Here is a 20,437-nt window from a genome sequence, read left to right on the forward strand (position 1 = left end):
AAGACACCATACACTCGACACCCAGTCAATAAAAAACCCGCACCGAGGTGCGGGTCTTATATCGACAAGCCGATAAAGTTCGCGATTTTACGGCAGTAGATGCGCCACTGCGTCGCGCTCTTCCGCCAACTCCTGCTCGGTGGCGGTCATCTTCTCGCGGGAGAACGCATTGATGTCGACGCCCTGGACAATTTCCCAGTCGCCGTTTTTGCAGGTGCAGGGGAAGGAGTAGATCAGGCCTTCCTGGATGCCGTAGGAACCGTCGCTGTACACGGCCATGCTGGTCCAGTCGCCCTCTTTGGTACCCAGTGCCCAGTCGCGCATATGGTCGATGGCGGCGTTGGCAGCGGAGGCCGCGGAGGAAGCGCCGCGGGCCTTGATGATGGCGGCACCGCGCTGCTGCACGGTCGGGATAAAGTCGTTCTCGTACCAGTCCTGGGCCACCTTGTCCATCGCGGATTCGCCGGCCACTTTGGCCTGGTGCAGATCCGGGTACTGGGTGGAGGAGTGGTTGCCCCAGATGGTCATATGGGAAATGTCGTTCACGCTGGACTCGGTCTGGTTGGCCAGCTGTGACAGGGCGCGGTTGTGGTCCAGGCGCGTCATGGCGGTGAAGTTGCGCGGATCCAGGTCCGGCGCATTGCGCTGGGCGATCAGCGCGTTGGTGTTGGCCGGGTTACCGACAACCAGTACTTTCACATTGCGCGAGGCAACGTCGTTCAGGGCCTTGCCCTGGGCGGAGAAGATGGCGGCATTGGCCTCCAGCAGGTCCTTGCGCTCCATGCCCGGTCCGCGCGGGCGCGCACCTACCAGAAGCGCATAATCGGCGTCCTTGAAGGCCACGGTGGCGTCGTCGGACTGGACGATGCCCGCCAGCAGCGGGAAGGCACAGTCTTCCAGTTCCATGGCAACGCCCTTCAGCGCTTCCAGGGCCGGGGTGATTTCCAGCAGCTGCAGGATAACCGGTTGATCTTTGCCCAGCATTTCGCCGGAAGCGATACGGAACAGCAGCGAATAGCTGATCTGACCGGCGGCGCCGGTAACAGCAACACGAACAGGTGCTTTCACGATAGTTCTCCCTCGTTTGTAAGCGGCCCGCATTATAGAGCCTTGCGAGCAAATTTCATCTCGCGCGGCGATATTAAAGACCCTGGTCGTAGGATGGCACTTGCGCAATTATTGATCGATGCGCAGGCGTGACTCAGGCAATGGCGACTTCGCGATAGCGGCTGTCGAGTGCCGTGTAGAGGCGTTCACTGTAATCTGGCGAAGAAGTGTCCAAATGCCCGGCAATCTCTGCCAGGTGCTCGTTGTCCTCGCGACCGGCCCAGTTTTTTACATAGCTGCCGTCCTTGTAGCCGTTGTCCTGGCGGAAGCGGTTAAGCACATTCTTGCCCACATAGCGCTGGTAGAGTTCGTCGAAGGACATCTCCGCGTCCGCCAGCAGTTGGGCAAAGCCGACCAGGTCGAACTGCTTGCTGGCCAGCGTGTTCAGCGTGAAGGCTTCCAGATCCGCGCGGAAATCGCCTGCGCTGCGCTGTGCTGCCCCAAGCTCCTCGAGCATATGGGCCGCCACCTGCTCCGGGCTGCCCTGTTGCAGTTCCAGGCTGAGCCCGAAATGCCAGATATCCACCAGTTCCAACTTTACCTGGTCCATATCCGGCTCCTGCTTTTTCCACCACTTCCAGCCGTAGTGGTCCAGCAGCTCGGCGCTCTCGACCCAGATGGCCCGGTACCAGGCAAAGTTCTGTGCGCGCCAGTTGTTGTTGACCAGCGTATTGATCTCATCCTGCAGCGCCAGCATGGTCTGCAATTGTTGTTTCATCATCGAGGTTGAATCCAGTTGACGGGCTCAGGCGGCCCGGGGGAACAATCGGTAGAAGTTCTCAGTGGTGGTCTCGGCCAGTTGCTCGAACGGCATGCCGCGCAGCTCGGCGATAAACTCAGCGACCTCACGCACGTAGGCCGGAATGTTCGGCTTGCCGCGGTAGGGAACCGGCGCCAGGTAGGGGGAATCGGTTTCCACCAGCAGTCGGTCCAGCGGCAGCTTGCGCGCGACATCGCGCAGCTCCCCGGCATTCTTGAAGGTCACGATGCCGGACAGGGAAATATAATAATTGAGATCCAGCGCGGCCCTGGCCATATCCCAGCTTTCGGTAAAGCAATGCAGCACACCGGCGTGCTCGCGGCTGCCATGTTCGCGGATCAGCTCGATGGTGTCCTCGCGGGCGTCGCGGGTGTGGACTATGACCGGCAGCCCGGCGCGGTCGGCCGCCCGCAGGTGAGCGACAAAGCTCTGCTGCTGGACTTCCTTCGTCTCGGTGCTGTAGTAGTAGTCGAGCCCGGTTTCGCCGAGGGCCACTACGTTGGGCTTCTGCGCCATTTCCAGCAGTTTGTCGACATCGGCGAGACCGGAGTCCACATCCAGCGGGTGCACGCCGACGGAGCAGACCACGTCGCCATAATGGCCCGCCAGCTCCACTACCCGGTCGACGTTTTCCAGGCTGATGCCCACACACAGGAACTTGCCCACGCCGCGGCTGCGGGCCAGGTCCAGTACAGCGTCCAGGTCGCCGTCGAATTTATCCAGTTTGAGTCTGTCGAGGTGGCAGTGGCTATCTACAAGCATGAAAACATTACAGCGTGTGGGTGGGGCGGTTGGATTCGAGTGAGCCCGCCAGGTAGGTCTCTATCTTGTTCTGGGCGATATTGTCCTTGTCACTGAACTGCACGCCGATACCCGGCGTGCGGTTGCCCTGGGCGCCGCCCGGAGTGATCCACACCACCTTGCCGGCCACCGGCACCTTTTCCGGCTCGTCCATCAGGCTCAGCAGCAGGAATACCTCGTCGCCGAGATTGTAGGACTTGTCGGTGCTGATAAACAGGCCGCCGTTCTTCACAAACGGCATATAAGCCGCGTAGAGCACGGACTTGTCCTGGATCTTCAGCGAAAGGATGCCGTTGCGGGCACCGCCACCCATGGCTTTCATGGCCGGACCTCGTTGTTCTTGATTTGACGGTAACTTATCTGAGCGTACCGGTTGTGTCCAGAATTCCGCGACTCGGGACTCGGGACTCGGGACTCGGGACTCGGGACTCGGGACTCGGGACTCGGGACTCGGGACTCGGGTAGGGTGCGCCGCGCGCACCAACAAGGTCAAATGGTGCGCACGGCGCACCCTACTTGTACAGTTTGGCCCACCGGATCATCAGCTCCTCGACCAACAGCCGCTTGTTCGGGTTGGCGCCGCCGACCAGAGCCTGGCGCGCCTGCAGCAGCTGGTCGTAGAAATTGAACAGCGGGCGCAGGCTCTCCTCGCCCGTGCCCGGCAGCCGCTGCAACAGCGCCATCACCTGCCCTTCGGCGGTCAGGTCGCAGCTGCGCGCGCGCAGCATCTGCGCCAGCCACTGCTGCCAGAACTGCAACAGCTGGCTCAATTCCACGCCCTCCGGCGGATTTTCCCAGCGTCCCGCCAGGGGCACGGCACTGGCGCCGCCCTGGGCCAGTGAGGTGAGATCGGCGAGAAACTGTTCGCGGGCCTCGCGGGCTTCCGGCTCCGCCAGCGCCAATGCCAGCAGCGGCGCGCCGCCGGACAGGGCCAGGGCGCGCCGGGCGACCTGGCCGTCCAGTCCGCCCTCCCGCAGCCAGCGCAGCGCCGACTCCTCGCTGGGTGCCGGAAATCCCACTGACTGGCAGCGGCTGCGAATGGTCGGCAACAGGCCAGACGGAGAATCGGTAATCAGCAGGAAGATCACCGAGGCCGCCGGCTCCTCCAGGTTTTTCAGCAGTGCATTGGCGGCATTGACGTTCATCGCCTCCGCCGGCGCCAGCCACACCACCCGCGCGCCCTCACGGCCGCTGGTGCGGCCGACGAAGCCGCCCAACTGGCGAATCTGCTCCACTTTCAGGGGGCCGCCGGGCTTTTCCGGCTCCACGCGCAGGAAATCCGGATGGGAGCCCGCCTGCCACAGTCGGCAGCCGCGGCAATGGCCGCAGGCGAGGCCCTGCTGCGGCTGTTCGCACAGCACCAGTGCGGCAAAGGCCTCGGCAAAGCGCCGCTTGCCGAGACCCGCCTGGCCGCTCAACAGCAGCGCGTGCGGGCATCGGCCGGCGCGCCACTGGGCGCCGAGGCGCTGCCACTGATCCGCCTGCCAGGGCAGCGGTGAGGGGACTGTCGAATGTTCGGTTTCGGGCACTGGTTGTCGATCTTTCTATAAGTTTGTAAGAGCGGCCGTTGGCCGCTCCTACGGGAGAAGCTTTTCCAGTTCTGATTGCAGCTGTCGCTGCACCTCTTCGAGCGGCCGGCTCGCATCGATCACCGCGTACCTCTCCGGGGCGACCTCGGTGCGCTCGCGATAGGCGGCGCGCACGCGCTGGAAAAATGCCAGCTGCTCACTCTCGAAGCGGTCCGCGGCACCCGTATTGGCGGCGCGCTCAAGGCCTGTCTGCGGGTCCAGGTCCAGTAGCAGCACCCGGTCCGGGCGCAGGCCCCCCTGCACCGTCTGCTCCAGCTGTGCGATCAACTCGCGGTCCAGCTCCCGGCCGCCGCCCTGGTAGGCATAGGTGGCATCGGTAAAGCGGTCGCAAACCACCCAGTCACCGCGCTCCAGCGCCGGCACTATCACCTGGGCCAGGTGCTGGGCCCGGGCGGCGAAGACCATCAGCAGTTCCGCGGTGGGGTCCACCGATTCCTCGCGCCTGCGCAGCAGCATTTCGCGCAGCTCCTCGGCCAGCGGCGTGCCGCCGGGTTCGCGGGTCTGCACGAAGGAAATATCCCGCGCGCGCAGCCAGTCGGTCACAAACTGCAGGTTGGTGGACTTTCCTACCCCCTCGCCGCCCTCAAGGACGATAAATTTTCCGCGCTGCACCCTCAGTCTCCTTTCGCGGGGCTGGAGCGATAGTCGGCGCGCCGCTTCATCTGGTATTCGCGCACCGCCCTGTTGTGTTCCGCCAGTGTGGACGAGAAGTGGTGGGAGCCGTCGCCCTTGCCGACAAAATAGAGGCTGTTGCCCTCCTTGGGATTCAGCGCTGCGCGTATGGCCTCCCGCCCCGGCAACGCTATGGGCGTGGGCGGCAGGCCGTCGATCACATAGGTGTTGTAGGGGGTGGACTGGCGCAGGTGAGCGCGGGTCAGGTTGCCGTCGAAGGTTTCGCCCAGGCCGTAGATGACCGTCGGATCCGTCTGCAGGCGCATGCCCCTGTCCAGCCGCCGTACAAAGACGCCGGCAATCTCGCTGCGCTCTGACGGCTGGCCGGTCTCCTTCTCGATCAGGGAGGCCATGATCAGGGCCTCATAGGGCGAGCCGTAGGGGAGATTGTCGGCGCGCGCCCGCCACTCCTCGTCCAGCACCCGCTGCATGCGCTGGTAGGCCTGGTGCAACAGGTCGATATCCGTGGTGCCGGAGCGGTAGATATAGGTATCGGGGAAGATCCAGCCTTCGGGGCTCTCGTCATTGGCGCTGTCGAAACCCAGGGCGCGGGCCGCACTGTCCACACTGTTACCGGCTTCGGAGTGAACGATATTGCGCCCCGCGCGCACCTGCTCCAGTGCCTGACGGAAGGTCCAGCCCTCCACCAGGGTCAGGCGGTAGCGGGTCACATCGCCGCGGTTCAAGCGTCCCACCAGGTCCATCGCATTGCTGCCTTGGGGCAACAGGTACTCGCCGGCGTGAATGCCTGTCTGGCCCTGCCAGTAGGCGTAGGCCAGCACCAGGCGGCGCCACTTGAGCACCCCCTGCTCTTCCAACTCCCGCAGTGCCGCCGATAGGTTGCTGCCACTGCTCACATCGAAACGCAGGCCATCCTCGCCGACCGCCAGCGGCTGCACCAGGGCAGTCTGCAGCGCCCAGAGGCCGGCAGCTGCCGACAACAGCACCAGAAAGACTCCACCGAGAAGGTAGCGCCAGATGCGTTTACGGGGCTTTGCTTGTTTCTTTTTCACCACGATACATTCTTCGACAACGAGCTTAGATAACGAGCTTAACAGCGAACTTCACCACAAGTGTTCCGCCACCAGCACCTGCAACCGGCGCGTCTCAGGCCCCAGGGGCCAGCTGTGACGACCGATCAGTTCCCGCACTGGCATAACACCGCGCAGGCTGTTGCACAGGGCCACCTCTTGCGCCGCACACAGCGTTTCGAGGTCCATATCGGCCTCCCGCAGAGGTATGCGACTGCCGAGCCAGTCGCGCATCACGCCGCGGACCCCGCAGCGGCGCAGGTCCGGCGTGACCCAATCGCCGCCCAGCCAGGCCAGCAGGTTGCAGCGCAGGCTCTCGATGACCCGCCCCTCTGCGTCCAGTAACAGGCCGTCGCAGGGCTCTCCGGCTGGCAGCTCTGCCTTGGCGCGATTATATCCCGCGCGCTGCAGGCATTTGCAGCCCGGGTTGGCAGTTTCGAGAGTCTGCAGCCGCGTGTTGCAGAGAAAGAGGCGCGCCCCCCGCTCCAGCTCGGGGGTGGGTTCCAGCGGCAGCAGGCTCAGGTCCCACTGCGTCCGGCCATCGATAGTTCCCCAGCGAAAGCGCGCCTTGGCCGACTTCCCAGGGCAAGAAGCCGCGATCTGCGGCAAAAAGGTCTCGATCCGGGCCATCTCCACCTCGGAGATCTGCCCGCTGCGCAGCAGGCGCGCGCGATGCAGGGGCCACAGGGGCAGGCGGCCGGACTGACAGCGCATCGTCTCCAGGAGCCCGTCGCTGTAGTCATCGTCCGGCGGCAGGGAGGTCGCGGTCTTGCCGCAGTGGAAAAAGCGCGGGAGTGCTGACATGGTGCCCCCGAAAAGGAGAGAAGCGCCCGCCCCAGCCGAAGCCTGGTGGCTGGCGCAACGAATCAGACGCGCCTGAAGATCAGCGAGCCGTTGGTACCGCCGAAGCCGAAGGAGTTGGACAGGACCGCATCGATGGTCATCCTCTGCGCCTCGATGGGCACCAGGTTGATGCCGTTGCAGGCCTCGTCCGGGTTGTCCAGGTTGATGGTCGGCGGCGCCACCTGGTCGCGCAGGGCCAGCACCGAGAAAATCGCCTCGATGGCGCCGGCGGCACCCAGCAGGTGGCCGGTCATGGACTTGGTGGAGCTGACCGCGAGCCTGTCGGCGGCACTGCCGAATACCGAGTGCACCGCCTTGATCTCCGCCTTGTCACCGAGCGGGGTGGAGGTACCGTGGGCGTTGATGTACTGGATGCCGCTCGGGTCCAGGCCCGCGTCGTTGAGGGCATTCTGCATCGACAGGGCCGCGCCGGCGCCGTCTTCCGGCGGAGAGGTCATGTGATAGGCGTCGCCGCTCATACCGAAGCCGCTCAGCTCCGCATAGATCCTGGCACCGCGCGCTTTGGCCCGCTCATACTCCTCCAGCACCAGCACACCGGCACCCTCGCCCAGTACGAAGCCATCGCGATCCACATCCCAGGGGCGGCTCGCCGCCTGCGGGTCGTCGTTACGGGTAGACAGGGCGCGCGCCGCACAAAAGCCGCCGAGGCCCACCGGGGTGGTGACCATTTCCGCACCGCCGCATACCATCACATCGGCGTCGCCGTACTGGATGGCGCGCATGCCCAGGCCTATGGCGTGGGTGCCGGTGGTACAGGCGGTGGTGGTGGAGAGATTCGGGCCCCGCATGCCGTATTTGATCGACAGGTTACCGGCGACCATATTGATAATGGCGCCCGGCACAAAGAAGGGGGACACGCGGCGCGGGCCCTTTTCCGCAATCAGCATCGCATTGTGCTCGATCTCGGCGATGCCGCCCATACCGGAACCTATGCAGGCGCCGACCCGCGGGGCATCATCAATGCTCACTTCCAGGCCGCTGTCTTCGACGGCCTGGATGCCCGCCACCATGCCGTACTGCAGAAACACGTCCATCTTGCGCGCTTCCTTGGCCGGCATATAGGGCGTCGGATCGAAATTCTTCACCGTGGCCGCAAAGCGGGTGGAAAATGCCGAAACATCAAAGGTTTCAATCGGCGCTACACCGCTGGTGCCGGCGAGCATGGCGGACCAGGTATCGTCCACAGTATTGCCCAGCGGACTCACCATACCCATTCCGGTTACGACAACTCTTCTACGCGACACTCGTGTTCCCCCGAAATTCATTCCTGCGCTGCCGCAACCGCCCTTCCGGAACAGTCGGACGGAGTCCGATACAGCAGTCACATTTTTTTAGCGCTGATAAAAGGAGAGCCGTACTATGCAACATAGAACGGCTCTCACGATTTACGGACCCGAACAGCAGACGGCTATTCGAGCCCTAAACTACCCAGCGGGAATTAACCAAGGTTTTCCTTGATGTAATCAATGGCCAACTGAACAGTAGTAATTTTCTCGGCTTCCTCGTCGGGAATTTCGGTCTCGAATTCCTCTTCCAGAGCCATTACCAACTCAACTGTGTCGAGGGAGTCAGCGCCCAGATCTTCAACAAAAGAGGCTTCAGGCTTAACGTCTTCTTCCTTCACGCCCAGTTGTTCAGCAACGATCTTTTTAACGCGCTCTTCAATGCTGCTCATGATTCAATTTAACTCCTAGTGGATAAAAATCTGTTGTAGTCGTTATTGTTCCCTGATTTTGGGATTGGGCCGCATTGAGTTGCGGAGATAACGACCGGCTCACACAGCTTCTGGTTAATGCGAGGCGGCATTGTACCCCAACTTTTTCGGGATGTAATGCGCCGCCTTTCACCGCCGTTAGCTTGAATAAAAAACTCTTAATAATCAATCAGTTATGGCGATTTTTCGAAAAAAAATCTCACGCCATATACATGCCGCCGTTGACGTGAATCGTCTCACCGGTGACATAACCGCCGGCATCACTGGCCAAAAATGCAACGACCGAGGCGATCTCTTCCGGCGCACCCAGGCGCCCCAGCGGGATCTTGCCCAGCAGTGCCTCGCGCTGCGCTTCCGGCAGTACCTTGGTCATGTCGGTGTCGATAAAGCCGGGGGCAACAGTATTGACGGTGATGCCGCGCGAGCCCACTTCCGCCGCCAGGGAGCGGGCAAAGCCGGCGACCCCGGCCTTAGTGGCCGCGTAGTTGCTCTGGCCGGCGTTGCCCATACTGCCCACCACCGAACTGATATTGATGATGCGACCCCAGCGCGCCTTGGTCATATCCCGCAGGCAGGCCTTGGTAACGCGGTAGACAGCGGAGAGGTTGGTGTCGATGACCGCATCCCACTCCTCGTCCTTCATGCGCATCAGCAGGTTGTCTTTGGTGATGCCGGCGTTGTTGACCAGGATGGTCGGCGCACCGAACTCACCCTTGGCGGACTCCAGCAGCCCGGCCAGGCTCTCGGCGCTGGTCACGTCCAGCACCTTGCCCGCACCCTTGATGCCCTTTTCTGCAAAGCGCGCGCTGATCTTTTCCGCACCGGTTTCGCTGGTGGCGGTGCCGATCACAGTGGCACCCAGGCCGCCGAGGGTGTCGGCGATGGCGGCACCAATGCCGCGGCTGGCGCCGGTTACCAGCGCCACCTTGTCATTCAGTGAAATTGTTAGTGTCATTGTTTCTCCAGGGTATTTCGGCGCAGGGCCCCCACCTATCCGGCGGTGGCGATCAGCGCCTCGTGAAACTGTGCTGGCGTGTCGATATTGAGACTGCCGAGGCCGCGATCGATGCGTTTGGCCAGGCCGGCCAGCACCTTGCCGGGGCCGCACTCCACCAACTGACCGGTGCCGGAGGCCGCCATGGCCTGCACACAGGCGGTCCAGCGCACCGGGCTGTAGATCTGCTCCACCATCAGCGCCTTGATTGCCTCCGGATTCGCCTCCGGCCTGGCGTGCACATTGTGGATGACCGGGATTTCCGGGGCGTGAAAAACAGTGGCTTCTATCTGCGGCGCGAGCTTTTCCGCCGCCGGGCGCATCAGCTCGGTGTGGAAGGGCGCGCTGACCGGCAATTGCATGGCGCGCTTGGCGCCGGCAGCCTTGCAGGCCTCGATGGCGCGATCCACCGCAGCACTGCCGCCGGCGATGACAACCTGGCCGGGGGAGTTGTAATTTACCGTGGCGACCACCTCGCCCCGGGCGGATTCGGCGCAGGCCTTCTCCACCGCGGAGTCATCCAGGCCGATCACCGCGGCCATGGCGCCCTCGCCCGCCGGCACCGCCTCCTGCATCAGGCGGCCGCGCTCGCGCACCAGGCGCACCGCGTCAGTAAAGGCCAGGACCCCGGCGCACACCAGCGCCGACCACTCGCCCAGGCTGTGGCCGGCCATGCGCGCGGGGTGTGCGCCACCCTTGGCGCACCAGGTGCGATAGAGGGCGACGCTGGCGGTCAGCAGCAGCGGCTGGGTGCGTTCGGTCAGGTTGATGTCGGCCTGTTCACCGGTCTGGCACAGGTCCCAGAGGTCGTAGCCGAGCACGTCGGACGCCTCGGCGAAGGTGGAGCGTATCTCGGGAAATTCAGCCGCGGTGTCCGCCAGCATACCTATCTGCTGGGAACCCTGGCCGGGGAAGACGAATGCGAGCCTTGCATTGGTCATGGAACATCCTTAAACCTGGTTGGCAGTATTCGGAGGGTGATTCCGGGTCCGATTTAGGCACCGGGGCGGCCCCGCCACCGATGGACCTTCAGGCCTCGGCGGCAGTCTGCACCATGGCGCGGCCGACTCTCGCGGCCAGATCGGCCTCGGCGCACTCCTTGGCGGTGATCATCGCCCGGTAGAATGCCTCGCTGCTGGCACCGCCGTGACTCTTGATCACGTTGCCTTTCACCCCTAAAAAGCTGGCGCCATTATAGCGGGCGGGTTCCACCTGTGTACGCCATTTTCGCAACAGCTTTATGGCTAACTGGCCAAAAAAGCGCTTAAAAGCACCCTTTTTCTCGATAGTGAACGCCTTTTGACCCATCAGTCTGATGACGCCCTCGGCGGATTTCATTGCCACATTGCCCATCAGGCCGTCGCAGACCACGACATCCACCACCCCGGTAAAGATGTCGTGCCCCTCGACAAATCCGGCGTAGTGGATCTTCGAGTCTGCCTCAAACAGCTCGGCCGCGCGGCGTATCTCCTCGGTGCCCTTGTGCGCCTCAGCACCTATGTTGAGCAGTGCCACCTGGAGATCCCGCCTGCCGGTGTGCACCCGCTGGGCCTCGATGCCCATACGGGCAAACTGCAGTAGGTCCTCGGCGCTGCAGTCGATATTGGCGCCCAGGTCCAGCAGGAAGCAGGAGCCCCTCTCCGTCGGCAGGGACTTACCCAGTGCCGGCTTGCGCACGCCCTCGATGTTGCCGAGGATACTGCGGGACAGCGCCAGCAGGGCGCCGGTATTGCCGGAGGTGACCATCGCCTGGACCTCACCGCGGGCCACGGCCTGCAGGGCCAGCGCCATGGAGGATTCGCGCTTGTGGCGGACTGCCTGGAGGGGGTTGCAGCTCTGGGTGATGACCTGCTCGCAGGGCACTATTTCCAGCCGGGAGGCGAGCTGCGGCTGGTGCTCTTCGTCGATCAGGGCCTGGAGCTGGGTGCGGGGGCCGAACAGCTTCAGCTCCGCTTCGGGGAATCTTTTGAGGAATCTGGCACAGGCCGGAACGACAGAGCGGGGACCTAAGTCCCCGCCCATCGCATCCACGGCCAATCGCAATTGGCTGGACAAAGCTTACTCTTCTTCAGAGCCGCCGACTTCGATCACCTTGCGACCGCGGTAGAAACCGTCTTTGGTCACATGGTGACGACGGTGCTTCTCACCGGTAGTCGGATCGACGGACAGTGCCGCACCGGCGCCCAGGGCGTCGTGAGAGCGACGCATACCGCGACGGGAACGGGTCTTTTTGTTTTGCTGAACAGCCATGGCTTGCTCCTAAAATCAACAAATTACACTGGAACCGGGGCGCCTACCGGCGAGCCCAAACTCATCCAAGAACCCCCTGCTTAATGCCAAGCTCAGGACTTCTTCGATGAACCCTTCAACTGTTCCAGCACTTTAAAGGGGTTTTCCCGTTGCTCACCCGCCTCATCGGTATCCTCCCCGTAGTGGAAGCGGTCGCGGGCGACACACTCCTCTTCGTGGTATGCCACCATGGGCAGGTTGAGCAAAATCTCATCTTCCAGCACCTGGTGCAGGTTCAGCTCATCGCCCTCCTGCACCACCGGGTCCAAATCCCTGGGCAGCGCTTTGCCTTGCTCTTCGGACCACACTATCCCCCAGTGGAACTCCGCCTCGACCTGCTCGGGCATCGGCTGCAGGCAGCGCTGGCACTGCAGCTGTACCCTGCAATTCAGTTTTCCGCTCACCATTAGGTGGCGCTGCAGGTCTCGCCCGAATGCAAGTTCGACGCGGACATCCCCGTCGACCGACTCCACCGCAGCACTCAGGCGCTCGAGCCCTGCGTGCGGCAGTATGCCGGCCAACTGCTGCTCGCGCTGCGCCAATTTGCGTGCATCGACGCTCTTCGGAAGCGCGGCTTTAGAGGGGGGTATCGACATAAGCGCGCAATTCTATGGACAAGCCCTACCCTTGTCAAAACAAATCAACCGCCGCAGTATCGGGCCCCGACAGCCCTTCCAGACAACTCGAGTGGACACCCTTATCCATGGCCCGCACCTTGATTCTAGCCTCCAGCTCCCCCTACCGAAGAGCCCTGCTCGAGCAGCTGCGACTGCCCTTCGAATGTGCATCCCCCCATATAGATGAAGAAGCAATGCCCGGTGAGCTGGCCCCCGAGCTGGCCCGGCGACTGGCACAGGAGAAGGCCCGCGCGCTGGCGGACAGACACCCGTATGCACTGATCATCGGCTCGGACCAGGTGGCGGAATGCAACAGGCGCGCACTGGGCAAGCCCGGTGATCGCGAAAGAGCCATAGCACAGCAGCGATCCTGCAGCGGCCAGGTAGTGCACTTCTACACCGGCATCAGCCTGCTGGACACAAGCAGCGGAAAGCAGCGCACCGAGGTGGAGACATTCAGTGTCCACTTCCGGCGACTGAGCGATGAGCAGATCCAACGCTACGTGGAGCTGGAAGAGCCCTACGATTGCGCGGGTTCGTTTAAAGTAGAGAGCCTGGGGATTGCACTCTTCGAAAAAATGGAAGGGTCAGACTTTAATTCACTGATCGGTCTTCCATTAATTCGACTGGTTGATTTGCTGGGGGAATTCGGAATCAGCCCGCTGGCACCCCCGGATCAAGGCAGCCATCAAGGTATGAGGGGCGGCCACTGCAGTAACTCGGAGAAGTGATCGATGATCGCCCGCGGCCTGAAGACCTGCAGCCGCTCCGGCTTGTGCACACCGTAACTGACACCGACAGAGGCCATACCCGCCGAAGCCGCCATCTCCAGGTCGTAAACGGTATCGCCCACCATCACCGCATCCGCCACCGCCGAGCCGGTTTCATCCAGCAATTCGCGCAGCATCAACGGGTTCGGCTTGGAGGCCGTCTCATCAGCGCAGCGGCTGGCGATAAACAACCCGCCGATGCCGTGCTCCTCGAACTCCCGGTTCAGCCCGCGGCGGCTCTTGCCGGTGGCCACCGCCAACTGGTGACCGGTGCCGAGCAACTGGTCCAGCGTCTCCAGCACGCCATCGAACAGCGGCAACGGCTCCCTGCGCGCGACCATCCACTCCTCGGAATAGCAGTCGCGCAGCTGCTGGCGCTGCTCGCTGGTCGCCTCCGGAAACAGGGACGAAATCGCCTCCGGCAGCCCCAGGCCGATGATATTGCCGATGGCCTCCGGCGCCAGCACCGGCAGCCCCACCCTTTCGGCCGCGCGCTGCATGCAGGACACGATACGCGCTTCGGAATTGCACACGGTGCCGTCCCAATCGAGGATTACCAACATAACTGCTCCTCCAACCCTACTGCCCGCGCAACGCCGCCAGCACTGACTCCAGCTCTGCGGAGATGGGCGCCTTCACTTCTACCTTCTCGCCACCCGGCAATGTACAGCGCACCAGCGCCGAATGCAGGAACAGCCGCTTCAGCCCCAGCTCGCGGAACCCGCGGTTGACCTCGTCCGCCGTGTACTTGGTGTCCCCCGCCAGCGGGCAGCCGACAAACTGGGCGTGCACCCGGATCTGGTGGGTGCGACCGGTCACCGGCTCCGCGGAAACCAGCGTGGCGCCCTTGAAGCGCTCCAGCACCTGGAAACGGGTCTCCGACGACTTGCCCTCGGGATCCACGGAAACCATGCGCTCGCCACTCTTCAGGGTATTCTTGCGCAGCGGCGCCTCCACGACGCGCCGCCCGCGCGGCCACTTGCCGGCAGCCAGCGCCAGGTAGGACTTGCCCACCCGGCCCGCACGCAGCTCCGCCTGCACATGCTGCAGCACCGAGCGCTTGCGCGCGACCATGATGGCGCCACTGGTATCCCGATCGAGGCGGTGCACCAGCTCGATGAACGGGCTCTGCGGGTACATCTGCCGCAGCACCTCGATCAACCCCAGGCGCACGCCGCTGCCGCCGTGCACTGCCAGCCCCGCCGGCTTGTTGATCACCAGCAGGCCTTTCGCATCATAGAGTATGGATGCCTCCACCAACTGGCGCAGCTGGTCACCGGCCACCGGCGCCGGGACCTGCTCGGCGGCGCGGATCGGCGGCACCCGCACCACATCGCCAGCGCCCAGCTTGTATTCGGCCTTCACCCTTCCTTTATTAACCCTCACCTCACCCTTGCGCAGGATGCGATAGATGCGCGAGCGCGGCACCCCTTTGAGGCGCGCCTGCAGGAAGTTGTCGATGCGCTGCCCGGCCAGCTCGTCGGGCACGGTCAGCAACTGCACGCCACCGGAGGGGTTCCAGGTATCGGTTGGGGTGGCCGCCGGGGCCAATTTAGAGGGGGGTCTACTTCGCATGGGGCGCATGATAGCGCCACAGCCGAGGCAGGGCCATCGATGAAACGCTCCTCCGCCACACCGGCCACACTACTTTAAAAGTCATAAAAGTAGCGCACTGATGACATACCCACCTGCCACTCTCTCCCCGCCCCGGAGCTTTTTCGGGGCCGGCCTTACGCCGAGCCCAGTAAAAAAAGGAGAATCGGAACCATGAAACACAGCTTGCGCACTTTACTGAGCTCTCTTCTGGGAATGGCGGTCCTGACGGGCACTGCCTTTGCCGGAGACGTGGGTGGCAATGTTCACTCCAATCCTGGCACCATCACCCTGCGCCTGGAGTGGGGCTCCAACTTCGAAAACGCCAAAGAAATCGATGTCACCGACGACGGCGCCTATTCCTTCGGAGTAAGCCTCCGCAACAACACCAAGTATCGCGTCTATGGAAAGTCCGCACCGAGCGGCTGGGCCTGCAAGGGCAAGCAGGTGGACAAGTACATCAACTCCGCGGCCACCACCGATACCCATGTGTACTGCGGCTCTTCCATTTCCGACGGCGTTCGAGTCGCCTCCTGGAACCTGGAATGGTACGACAGCGAGGACGATGCAGAGAAAAAGCAAGCCATCGCCGACCTGATCAACCACTACAACTTCGACGTCCTAGTGGCCAACGAGGTCCTGGATGCGGCATCCTGGGATGACTTCATCAACAACCACCTGGGCAATGCCAGCAATTGGGACTATCGCATCTCCCAGGCCGGCTGCTCACTAAAGCAGGTGACCATGTGGAGGAAGAGTTCCGTGACTTTCGAGTCCGGCTACGACCTGAACAGCGAAACCAGCGGCGGCATTATCGACGAAAATGACGACATCTGGGACGACTGCAGTGGCCGCCGCCCCTATATCGCGAACTTTTCCATCAACAACTCCTCTACCACCTTCACCACCGCCAGCATCCACTTCAAGGCCAAGACCACCCCTTCCGAGTGCCAGCTTCGCAGGGACCAGGTTGACACCTTTGTGGACTGGGTGAACTGGGCCGGCATGGACGAGCAGAACTTTGTCGCCCCGGGCGACTTCAACGACCAGATTCCCGGCAACGGCAACTGTGACTCCATCGACACCCTGGCTTCCATGGAAGCCCACTCCGGTTTCACTTTCGCCACTGCCCAGCCCGATTACACCTATCCCCATATGATGGGCAATGGCCTGGTGACCTACGACACCAAGAGCTTCCAGAACACCATCGACCACATGTGGGTCACCAACCACCTGCTCAACATTCTGGAAACCACAGTGGACACCTACGGCAACCGGGCCAACGCGGTACAAGCCAATATGTACTTCTCCCCCTGGGGAGAGCCGGACCACAATCCCCCCTATATCGTGATCCAGAAGTAACCCTGCCGCGCCGGCCCCCCCGGGGGGCCTGGCGCCCCTCTTACCCCATACCCCCGCCCGCGAAGAAATGCCTACAGCAGCCCCGACAAGCCCCAGATACTGCCCCCTCCCGGAGCACAATTGAAGCGATCCGCCGGCCGTGCTATATTCGGCCGGCCTGAATTGGGCTGGTTTTCGGCGGTGCGCGGCTAACACATTAGAAGCCACAGGCATCGTTCCAGAGAAAATACCGCCAATCGGCCGGTGCGCGCCTCTTTTCATCAGATGGCCGCGTCATTGACAAAACTTCGCCGGCAAGGTGAGCCCATCCCAAAGATTCCCGGGGCGCCTCGCCGGCTACAACTCCCGCAAATATGCGGGTAACTATCGCGAAGGTAAGACGGGCCGAAGCCCGCAGCGCTTGAAAGGACGACTCAAACACTTGCGTCCCGCTCTGTAGAAGCCGCCAGCGACCGCACTGGCATCCCGGGTGCTAGACCCGGCGACACAACACACAGAACTTGAGGGGAATCGGCCACAAGCCGACCGGACAGAGCCGAACGAGACGCAAACCTCGCCGCCCGCAACGACCGTAACCGGAGGGCGGCGCCCAGCCTGAATGCGCCCGAATGCCAATGCTAAAGGTGCGCAACCGGAACTGGGTAGTACTGGATACAAAGGTGCTAAAGGTACTGGTACTCAACTAGAAGGTACCAACGGATGCCGCGCCATTTGCGCGCATTCGGAGTTACAGCAGTGTGACAACTGGGTAGAAACCCGTTTTGCCCCGCCCGTAGAGGCGGTCGGCAGCGCCCTCCCAAAGTCCCCCTGCCCGCCCCGCGGTTCCGGCCGCGCGGCAGCCGCACAACAAGCCTGCGATCTTCGGTGTCCCGCCTTCGCGCAACGCAAGGAATATGAGACACGCATGAAGAGAATGCTAATCAACGCAACTCAGCCTGAGGAGTTGCGCGTAGCCCTGGTCGACGGCCAGTGGCTCTACGATTTGGATATCGAAAACCGCACCCGCCAACAGAAAAAAGCCAACATCTACAAGGGCAAGATCACCCGCGTAGAACCCTCCCTGGAAGCAGCCTTTGTCGACTATGGTGAAGAGCGCCACGGCTTCCTGCCGCTGAAGGAAATCTCCCGCGAGTACTTCATGAAGCAGCCCAAGGACATCGAGGGTCGCATGAAGATCAAGGACGTGATCAAAGAGGGTATGGAAGTCATCGTACAGGTGGACAAGGAAGAGCGCGGCAACAAGGGCGCGGCCCTGACCACCTTTATCAGCCTCGCCGGCCGTTACCTGGTGCTGATGCCGAACAACCCCCGCGCCGGCGGTATTTCCCGCCGCATCGAGGGCGACGAGCGCTCCGACCTGCGCGACGCCCTGTCCGCCGTGGAAGTGCCCTCCGGCATGGGCATCATCGTGCGCACCGCCGGTGTCGGCCGCAGCGGCGAGGAACTGCAGTGGGACCTGAACTACCTGCTGCAGCTGTGGGACGCCATCAAGACGGAAGCCGACAGCTCCAAGGCACCCCACTTCCTGTTCCAGGAGAGCAACGTCATCATCCGCGCCATCCGCGACTATATGCGCGACGATATCGGCGAAGTCATCGTCGACGACAAGGGCGCCTACCAGTTGGCCGCCGAGTTTGCGCGCCAGGTGATGCCCCACTACGCCAACAAGGTGAAATACTACGAAGACGCCATCCCGCTCTTCAACCGCTACCAGATCGAGAGCCAGATAGAGACCGCCTTCGAGCGCGAAGTGAAACTGCCCTCCGGCGGCTCCATCGTGATCGACGTGACCGAGGCCCTGGTATCCATCGACATCAACTCCTCCCGCGCCACCAAGGGCGGCGACATCGAGGAGACGGCGCGCAACATCAACCTGGAAGCCGCGGACGAGATCGCCCGCCAGCTGCGCCTGCGCGACATGGGCGGCCTGGTGGTCATCGACTTTATCGACATGCAGAACAAGGGCAACCAGCGCGAAGTGGAAAAGCGCATGGAGAAGGCCCTCAGTATGGACCGCGCGCGCGTGCAGATTGGCCGCATCTCCCGCTTCGGCCTGCTGGAGATGTCCCGCCAGCGCCTGCGCCCGTCCCTGGGTGAAACCACCTTCCGCGTCTGCCCCCGCTGCAGCGGCCAGGGCACCATCCGCGGCACCAAGTCCCTGGCGCTGTCCATCCTGCGCCTGGTGGAAGAGGAGGCTAAGAAGGAGCGCAGTGCCGAGATCCGCGCCATCTGCCCGGTGAACGTGGCCACCTACCTGCTGAACGAGAAGCGCAAGACCATTTCCCAGATCGAGGCCCGCAACGGCACCCGCGTGGTGGTGGTGCCCAACGCCGATATGGAGACGCCCCACTTCGAGGTGCAGCGCCTGCGCGACGACGAAACCGGCACGGTGGAAACCTCCTACAAGATTTCCGGCACCGTCGAGGACACCAGCGCCAAGCTGGAAGAGGAGCCGGTGCGTCCGCCGGCCCAGCCCGCGGTACAGCAGATAGCCCATACGGCCCCTGCCCCGACCCCCGAGAAGAAACCCGAACCAGGCCTGTTCAGCCGCCTGATCAGCGCCATCGCCGCCCTCTTCTCTGGCGAGGAAAAGACCAAGAAGCACAAGAAGGCCAAGGGCCGCGGCAAGGATTACCAGAAGCAGCGCAGCCGCAGCCAGCGCGGCCGTGGTGGTCGCGGTGATCGCGGCGGCCGTCCCGCGCGCCGCAGGGACGAGCGCCGTGAAGAAGGCAAACAGGAGGCCAAGCGCGAAGAGCGCCGCGAGGAGCAGCGGGAAGAGAAGCGCCCAGCCAAGCGCGACGAAGCCCGCGAAGCCGCAGCCGAGCGCCCCGAGGGCCAGCGCCGCCGGCGCCGCCGCCGCGGCGGTGAGGGCAGGCGCCGCCGCGAGGAGGGCCAGCCCCAGGTTACGGAAACCGCGGTCAGCGAGGTGAGCGCGGAAAGCACCGAGCAGGCTGTGGAGGAGTCCGAGCAGCGCCCGGCACGCCGCCCGAGCAATGTGCGCGGCCGCCCGCAGCCCCGCCGCCGCGGTCGCCGCGAGGAGAATGTCGCTGCGGCAGCGGTAGCCCAAAGCCAGGAGGAGCTGGAGCGCGAAGTCAACGAGGCCATCGACGAGGCCGAGGGCGAAGCCAAGAAGTCCGAGCGCAAGGCAGCCGAAGCCCGCGAGGCTGAAGCAAAAGCCGCGGCGCCGGTAGAAGTTGTTGCCGAAGCAGCGGAAGCCGTGAAGAAAGAAGAAGTTCCTGCGGAACCGGTCCGCGCCGAAACCGTCGCCGAAGAACTGCCGACCGCAGCCGAGGTGGTGAAAGAGGAAGCCCCGGCGGTTGCCGAGCAGGCCGAACCCGAGCAGGCCGCCACTGTCGAGGAGGCCCCGGCCACTGAGGTTGCCGAACCGCCGGTCGCGGAAGTGGCAATGGCGGAGGCGAGCGCCATCGCCGAAGCCGTGGTGAAGGAAGAACCGGCCGCTGAGTTGGCCGAGGCAGAGGAGGCAGTGGCCGCGGAAGCAGCGGTGGAAGGCCCCCACGGCCGCGCCAGCAACGACCCGCGGGTAAACCCGCAGCCGCTGCAGGAGCTATCCATAGTAACCGAGCACCGCGATCTCGGCCTCCTGCAGCCGCTGGACACGGCGCAGCCGGCAGCCATCGAGCACAAGCCGCGCCCCCTGCCCCGCCCGACCAACGACCCCCGCGTCGCCCGCCAGGCGGTACAGGCCAACGACAGTCTTGGCGACGACTCCGCAGCGGCCAGCTGACGCAGCCATTTCGATGGGTTAGCTGGTCAATAAATCAGCTAACCCATTGAACTGCCTAAAAAAATCGTCCGCGCCCTTGTACCGGAAAAAACGCCCGGTATAATGCGCCGGACAATTTGGAGGGGTGGCTGAGTGGTCGAAAGCGGCGGTCTTGAAAACCGTTGACTGTAACAGGTCCCAGGGTTCGAATCCCTGCCCCTCCGCCATACAGAAAAACCCGGCTTCTTGCCGGGTTTTTTTGTATGGCGGAGGGGTAGATTTGGATGAGAACCCCCGTTCGAGCCGTAGGCGCGCAGCGCCGGAGACCAGCGAGCGCAGCGAGCTAATCCCTGCCCCTCCGCCAAACACAACCCGGCTTCTTGCCGGTTTTTTCGTATGGCGAGGGGTAGATTTGGATGAGAACCCCCGTTCGAGCCGCAGGCGCGCAGCGCCGGAGACCAGCGAGCGCAGCGAGCTAATCCCTGCCCCTCCGCCAAACACAACCCGGCTTCTTGCCGGTTTTTTCGTATGGCGAGGGGTAGATTTGGAT

At 63.2% G+C, this 20,437-nt stretch carries 20 protein-coding genes and 1 tRNA gene; 4 read left to right on the forward strand and 17 right to left on the reverse strand.

The features are described 5' to 3' along the window. Positions 1–87: 87 nt before the first annotated feature. The 15 genes from AC6R19_RS08255 to AC6R19_RS08325 all read right to left on the reverse strand — a co-directional run bounded on the left by AC6R19_RS08255 (position 88) and on the right by AC6R19_RS08325 (position 12,417). Positions 88–1,068, reverse strand: coding sequence for a malate dehydrogenase (locus AC6R19_RS08255; RefSeq protein ID WP_500579320.1), 981 nt, complete (start codon positions 1,066–1,068; stop codon positions 88–90). A 133-nt stretch (positions 1,069–1,201) separates the two neighbouring features. Beyond that, complete coding sequence (locus tag AC6R19_RS08260; RefSeq protein WP_500579340.1) at positions 1,202–1,825, reverse strand: dUTP diphosphatase; 624 nt, start codon at positions 1,823–1,825, stop codon at positions 1,202–1,204. 27 nt (positions 1,826–1,852) lie between these two features. Then, positions 1,853–2,629, reverse strand: a complete 777-nt coding sequence (locus AC6R19_RS08265) for a TatD family hydrolase (protein WP_500579321.1) — start codon at positions 2,627–2,629, stop codon at positions 1,853–1,855. Between the two features lie 7 nt (positions 2,630–2,636). Continuing rightward, positions 2,637–2,990 carry a PilZ domain-containing protein gene (locus tag AC6R19_RS08270; RefSeq protein WP_500579322.1) on the reverse strand — a complete coding sequence of 118 codons (354 nt, stop codon included), beginning with the start codon at positions 2,988–2,990 and terminating at the stop codon, positions 2,637–2,639. Between the two features lie 190 nt (positions 2,991–3,180). Further along, complete coding sequence (locus AC6R19_RS08275) at positions 3,181–4,197, reverse strand: DNA polymerase III subunit delta' (protein ID WP_500579323.1); 1,017 nt, start codon at positions 4,195–4,197, stop codon at positions 3,181–3,183. 48 nt (positions 4,198–4,245) lie between these two features. Beyond that, entirely contained in the window at positions 4,246–4,869 is a 624-nt protein-coding gene (tmk, locus tag AC6R19_RS08280) for a dTMP kinase (RefSeq protein WP_500579324.1), read from the reverse strand. Between the two features lie 2 nt (positions 4,870–4,871). Continuing rightward, on the reverse strand, positions 4,872–5,942 hold the full coding sequence (gene mltG, locus AC6R19_RS08285; protein ID WP_500579325.1) for an endolytic transglycosylase MltG: 1,071 nt from the start codon (positions 5,940–5,942) through the stop codon (positions 4,872–4,874). A 51-nt stretch (positions 5,943–5,993) separates the two neighbouring features. Next, positions 5,994–6,764: an aminotransferase class IV gene (locus AC6R19_RS08290; RefSeq protein ID WP_500579326.1), complete on the reverse strand. Its 771-nt coding sequence runs from the start codon at positions 6,762–6,764 to the stop codon at positions 5,994–5,996. A gap of 62 nt (positions 6,765–6,826) precedes the next feature. Continuing rightward, a complete protein-coding gene (gene fabF / locus AC6R19_RS08295) occupies positions 6,827–8,068 on the reverse strand; it encodes a beta-ketoacyl-ACP synthase II (RefSeq protein WP_500579327.1) in 1,242 nt (413 codons plus the stop codon). A gap of 194 nt (positions 8,069–8,262) precedes the next feature. Then, positions 8,263–8,499: an acyl carrier protein gene (acpP, locus tag AC6R19_RS08300; protein WP_067080870.1), complete on the reverse strand. Its 237-nt coding sequence runs from the start codon at positions 8,497–8,499 to the stop codon at positions 8,263–8,265. Between the two features lie 238 nt (positions 8,500–8,737). Beyond that, complete coding sequence (gene fabG / locus AC6R19_RS08305; RefSeq protein WP_500579328.1) at positions 8,738–9,493, reverse strand: 3-oxoacyl-ACP reductase FabG; 756 nt, start codon at positions 9,491–9,493, stop codon at positions 8,738–8,740. A 35-nt stretch (positions 9,494–9,528) separates the two neighbouring features. Beyond that, positions 9,529–10,473, reverse strand: a complete 945-nt coding sequence (gene fabD / locus AC6R19_RS08310; protein ID WP_500579329.1) for an ACP S-malonyltransferase — start codon at positions 10,471–10,473, stop codon at positions 9,529–9,531. A gap of 88 nt (positions 10,474–10,561) precedes the next feature. Then, positions 10,562–11,587, reverse strand: a complete 1,026-nt coding sequence (gene plsX, locus AC6R19_RS08315; RefSeq protein ID WP_500579330.1) for a phosphate acyltransferase PlsX — start codon at positions 11,585–11,587, stop codon at positions 10,562–10,564. 3 nt (positions 11,588–11,590) lie between these two features. Then, a complete protein-coding gene (gene rpmF, locus AC6R19_RS08320; RefSeq protein WP_237065110.1) occupies positions 11,591–11,782 on the reverse strand; it encodes a 50S ribosomal protein L32 in 192 nt (63 codons plus the stop codon). Between the two features lie 92 nt (positions 11,783–11,874). Then, positions 11,875–12,417 (reverse strand): YceD family protein, encoded by a 543-nt coding sequence (locus AC6R19_RS08325; RefSeq protein ID WP_500579331.1) that lies wholly within the window; start codon positions 12,415–12,417, stop codon positions 11,875–11,877. 107 nt (positions 12,418–12,524) lie between these two features. Here AC6R19_RS08325 and AC6R19_RS08330 point away from each other — a divergent pair, with 107 nt between their 5' ends. Beyond that, positions 12,525–13,169: a Maf family protein gene (locus AC6R19_RS08330; RefSeq protein WP_500579332.1), complete on the forward strand. Its 645-nt coding sequence runs from the start codon at positions 12,525–12,527 to the stop codon at positions 13,167–13,169. Here AC6R19_RS08330 and AC6R19_RS08335 read toward each other — a convergent pair. After that, entirely contained in the window at positions 13,127–13,771 is a 645-nt protein-coding gene (locus tag AC6R19_RS08335) for an HAD-IA family hydrolase (RefSeq protein ID WP_500579333.1), read from the reverse strand. The genes AC6R19_RS08330 and AC6R19_RS08335 overlap by 43 nt on opposite strands. A 16-nt stretch (positions 13,772–13,787) precedes the next feature. Then, positions 13,788–14,795: a 23S rRNA pseudouridine(955/2504/2580) synthase RluC gene (gene rluC, locus AC6R19_RS08340; protein WP_500579341.1), complete on the reverse strand. Its 1,008-nt coding sequence runs from the start codon at positions 14,793–14,795 to the stop codon at positions 13,788–13,790. Between the two features lie 180 nt (positions 14,796–14,975). Between rluC and AC6R19_RS08345 the strand changes: the two genes are divergently transcribed. The 3 genes from AC6R19_RS08345 (at position 14,976) to AC6R19_RS08355 (ending at position 20,114) form a co-directional block, all read left to right on the forward strand. Next, positions 14,976–16,163, forward strand: a complete 1,188-nt coding sequence (locus tag AC6R19_RS08345; protein WP_500579334.1) for an exonuclease/endonuclease/phosphatase family protein — start codon at positions 14,976–14,978, stop codon at positions 16,161–16,163. 904 nt (positions 16,164–17,067) lie between these two features. Further along, positions 17,068–19,908 carry a ribonuclease E gene (rne, locus tag AC6R19_RS08350; RefSeq protein WP_500579335.1) on the forward strand — a complete coding sequence of 947 codons (2,841 nt, stop codon included), beginning with the start codon at positions 17,068–17,070 and terminating at the stop codon, positions 19,906–19,908. Positions 19,909–20,026: 118 nt separating this feature from the next. Then, positions 20,027–20,114 (forward strand) — tRNA-Ser (locus AC6R19_RS08355). Positions 20,115–20,437: the final 323 nt, after the last annotated feature.

The sequence above is a fragment of the Microbulbifer sp. SE14 genome, assembly GCF_059834885.1.

Coding starts and splice junctions, on each gene's coding strand:
- AC6R19_RS08260 (WP_500579340.1), bottom strand. CDS start 1,825: ATGAAACAACAATTGCAGACCATGCTGGCGCTGCAGGATGAGATCAAT.
- AC6R19_RS08265 (WP_500579321.1), bottom strand. CDS start 2,629: ATGCTTGTAGATAGCCACTGCCACCTCGACAGACTCAAACTGGATAAA.
- AC6R19_RS08270 (WP_500579322.1), bottom strand. CDS start 2,990: ATGAAAGCCATGGGTGGCGGTGCCCGCAACGGCATCCTTTCGCTGAAG.
- AC6R19_RS08290 (WP_500579326.1), bottom strand. CDS start 6,764: ATGTCAGCACTCCCGCGCTTTTTCCACTGCGGCAAGACCGCGACCTCC.
- acpP (WP_067080870.1), bottom strand. CDS start 8,499: ATGAGCAGCATTGAAGAGCGCGTTAAAAAGATCGTTGCTGAACAACTG.
- fabG (WP_500579328.1), bottom strand. CDS start 9,493: ATGACACTAACAATTTCACTGAATGACAAGGTGGCGCTGGTAACCGGC.
- fabD (WP_500579329.1), bottom strand. CDS start 10,473: ATGACCAATGCAAGGCTCGCATTCGTCTTCCCCGGCCAGGGTTCCCAG.
- rpmF (WP_237065110.1), bottom strand. CDS start 11,782: ATGGCTGTTCAGCAAAACAAAAAGACCCGTTCCCGTCGCGGTATGCGT.
- AC6R19_RS08325 (WP_500579331.1), bottom strand. CDS start 12,417: ATGTCGATACCCCCCTCTAAAGCCGCGCTTCCGAAGAGCGTCGATGCA.
- AC6R19_RS08330 (WP_500579332.1), top strand. CDS start 12,525: ATGGCCCGCACCTTGATTCTAGCCTCCAGCTCCCCCTACCGAAGAGCC.
- AC6R19_RS08335 (WP_500579333.1), bottom strand. CDS start 13,771: ATGTTGGTAATCCTCGATTGGGACGGCACCGTGTGCAATTCCGAAGCG.
- AC6R19_RS08345 (WP_500579334.1), top strand. CDS start 14,976: ATGAAACACAGCTTGCGCACTTTACTGAGCTCTCTTCTGGGAATGGCG.
- rne (WP_500579335.1), top strand. CDS start 17,068: ATGAAGAGAATGCTAATCAACGCAACTCAGCCTGAGGAGTTGCGCGTA.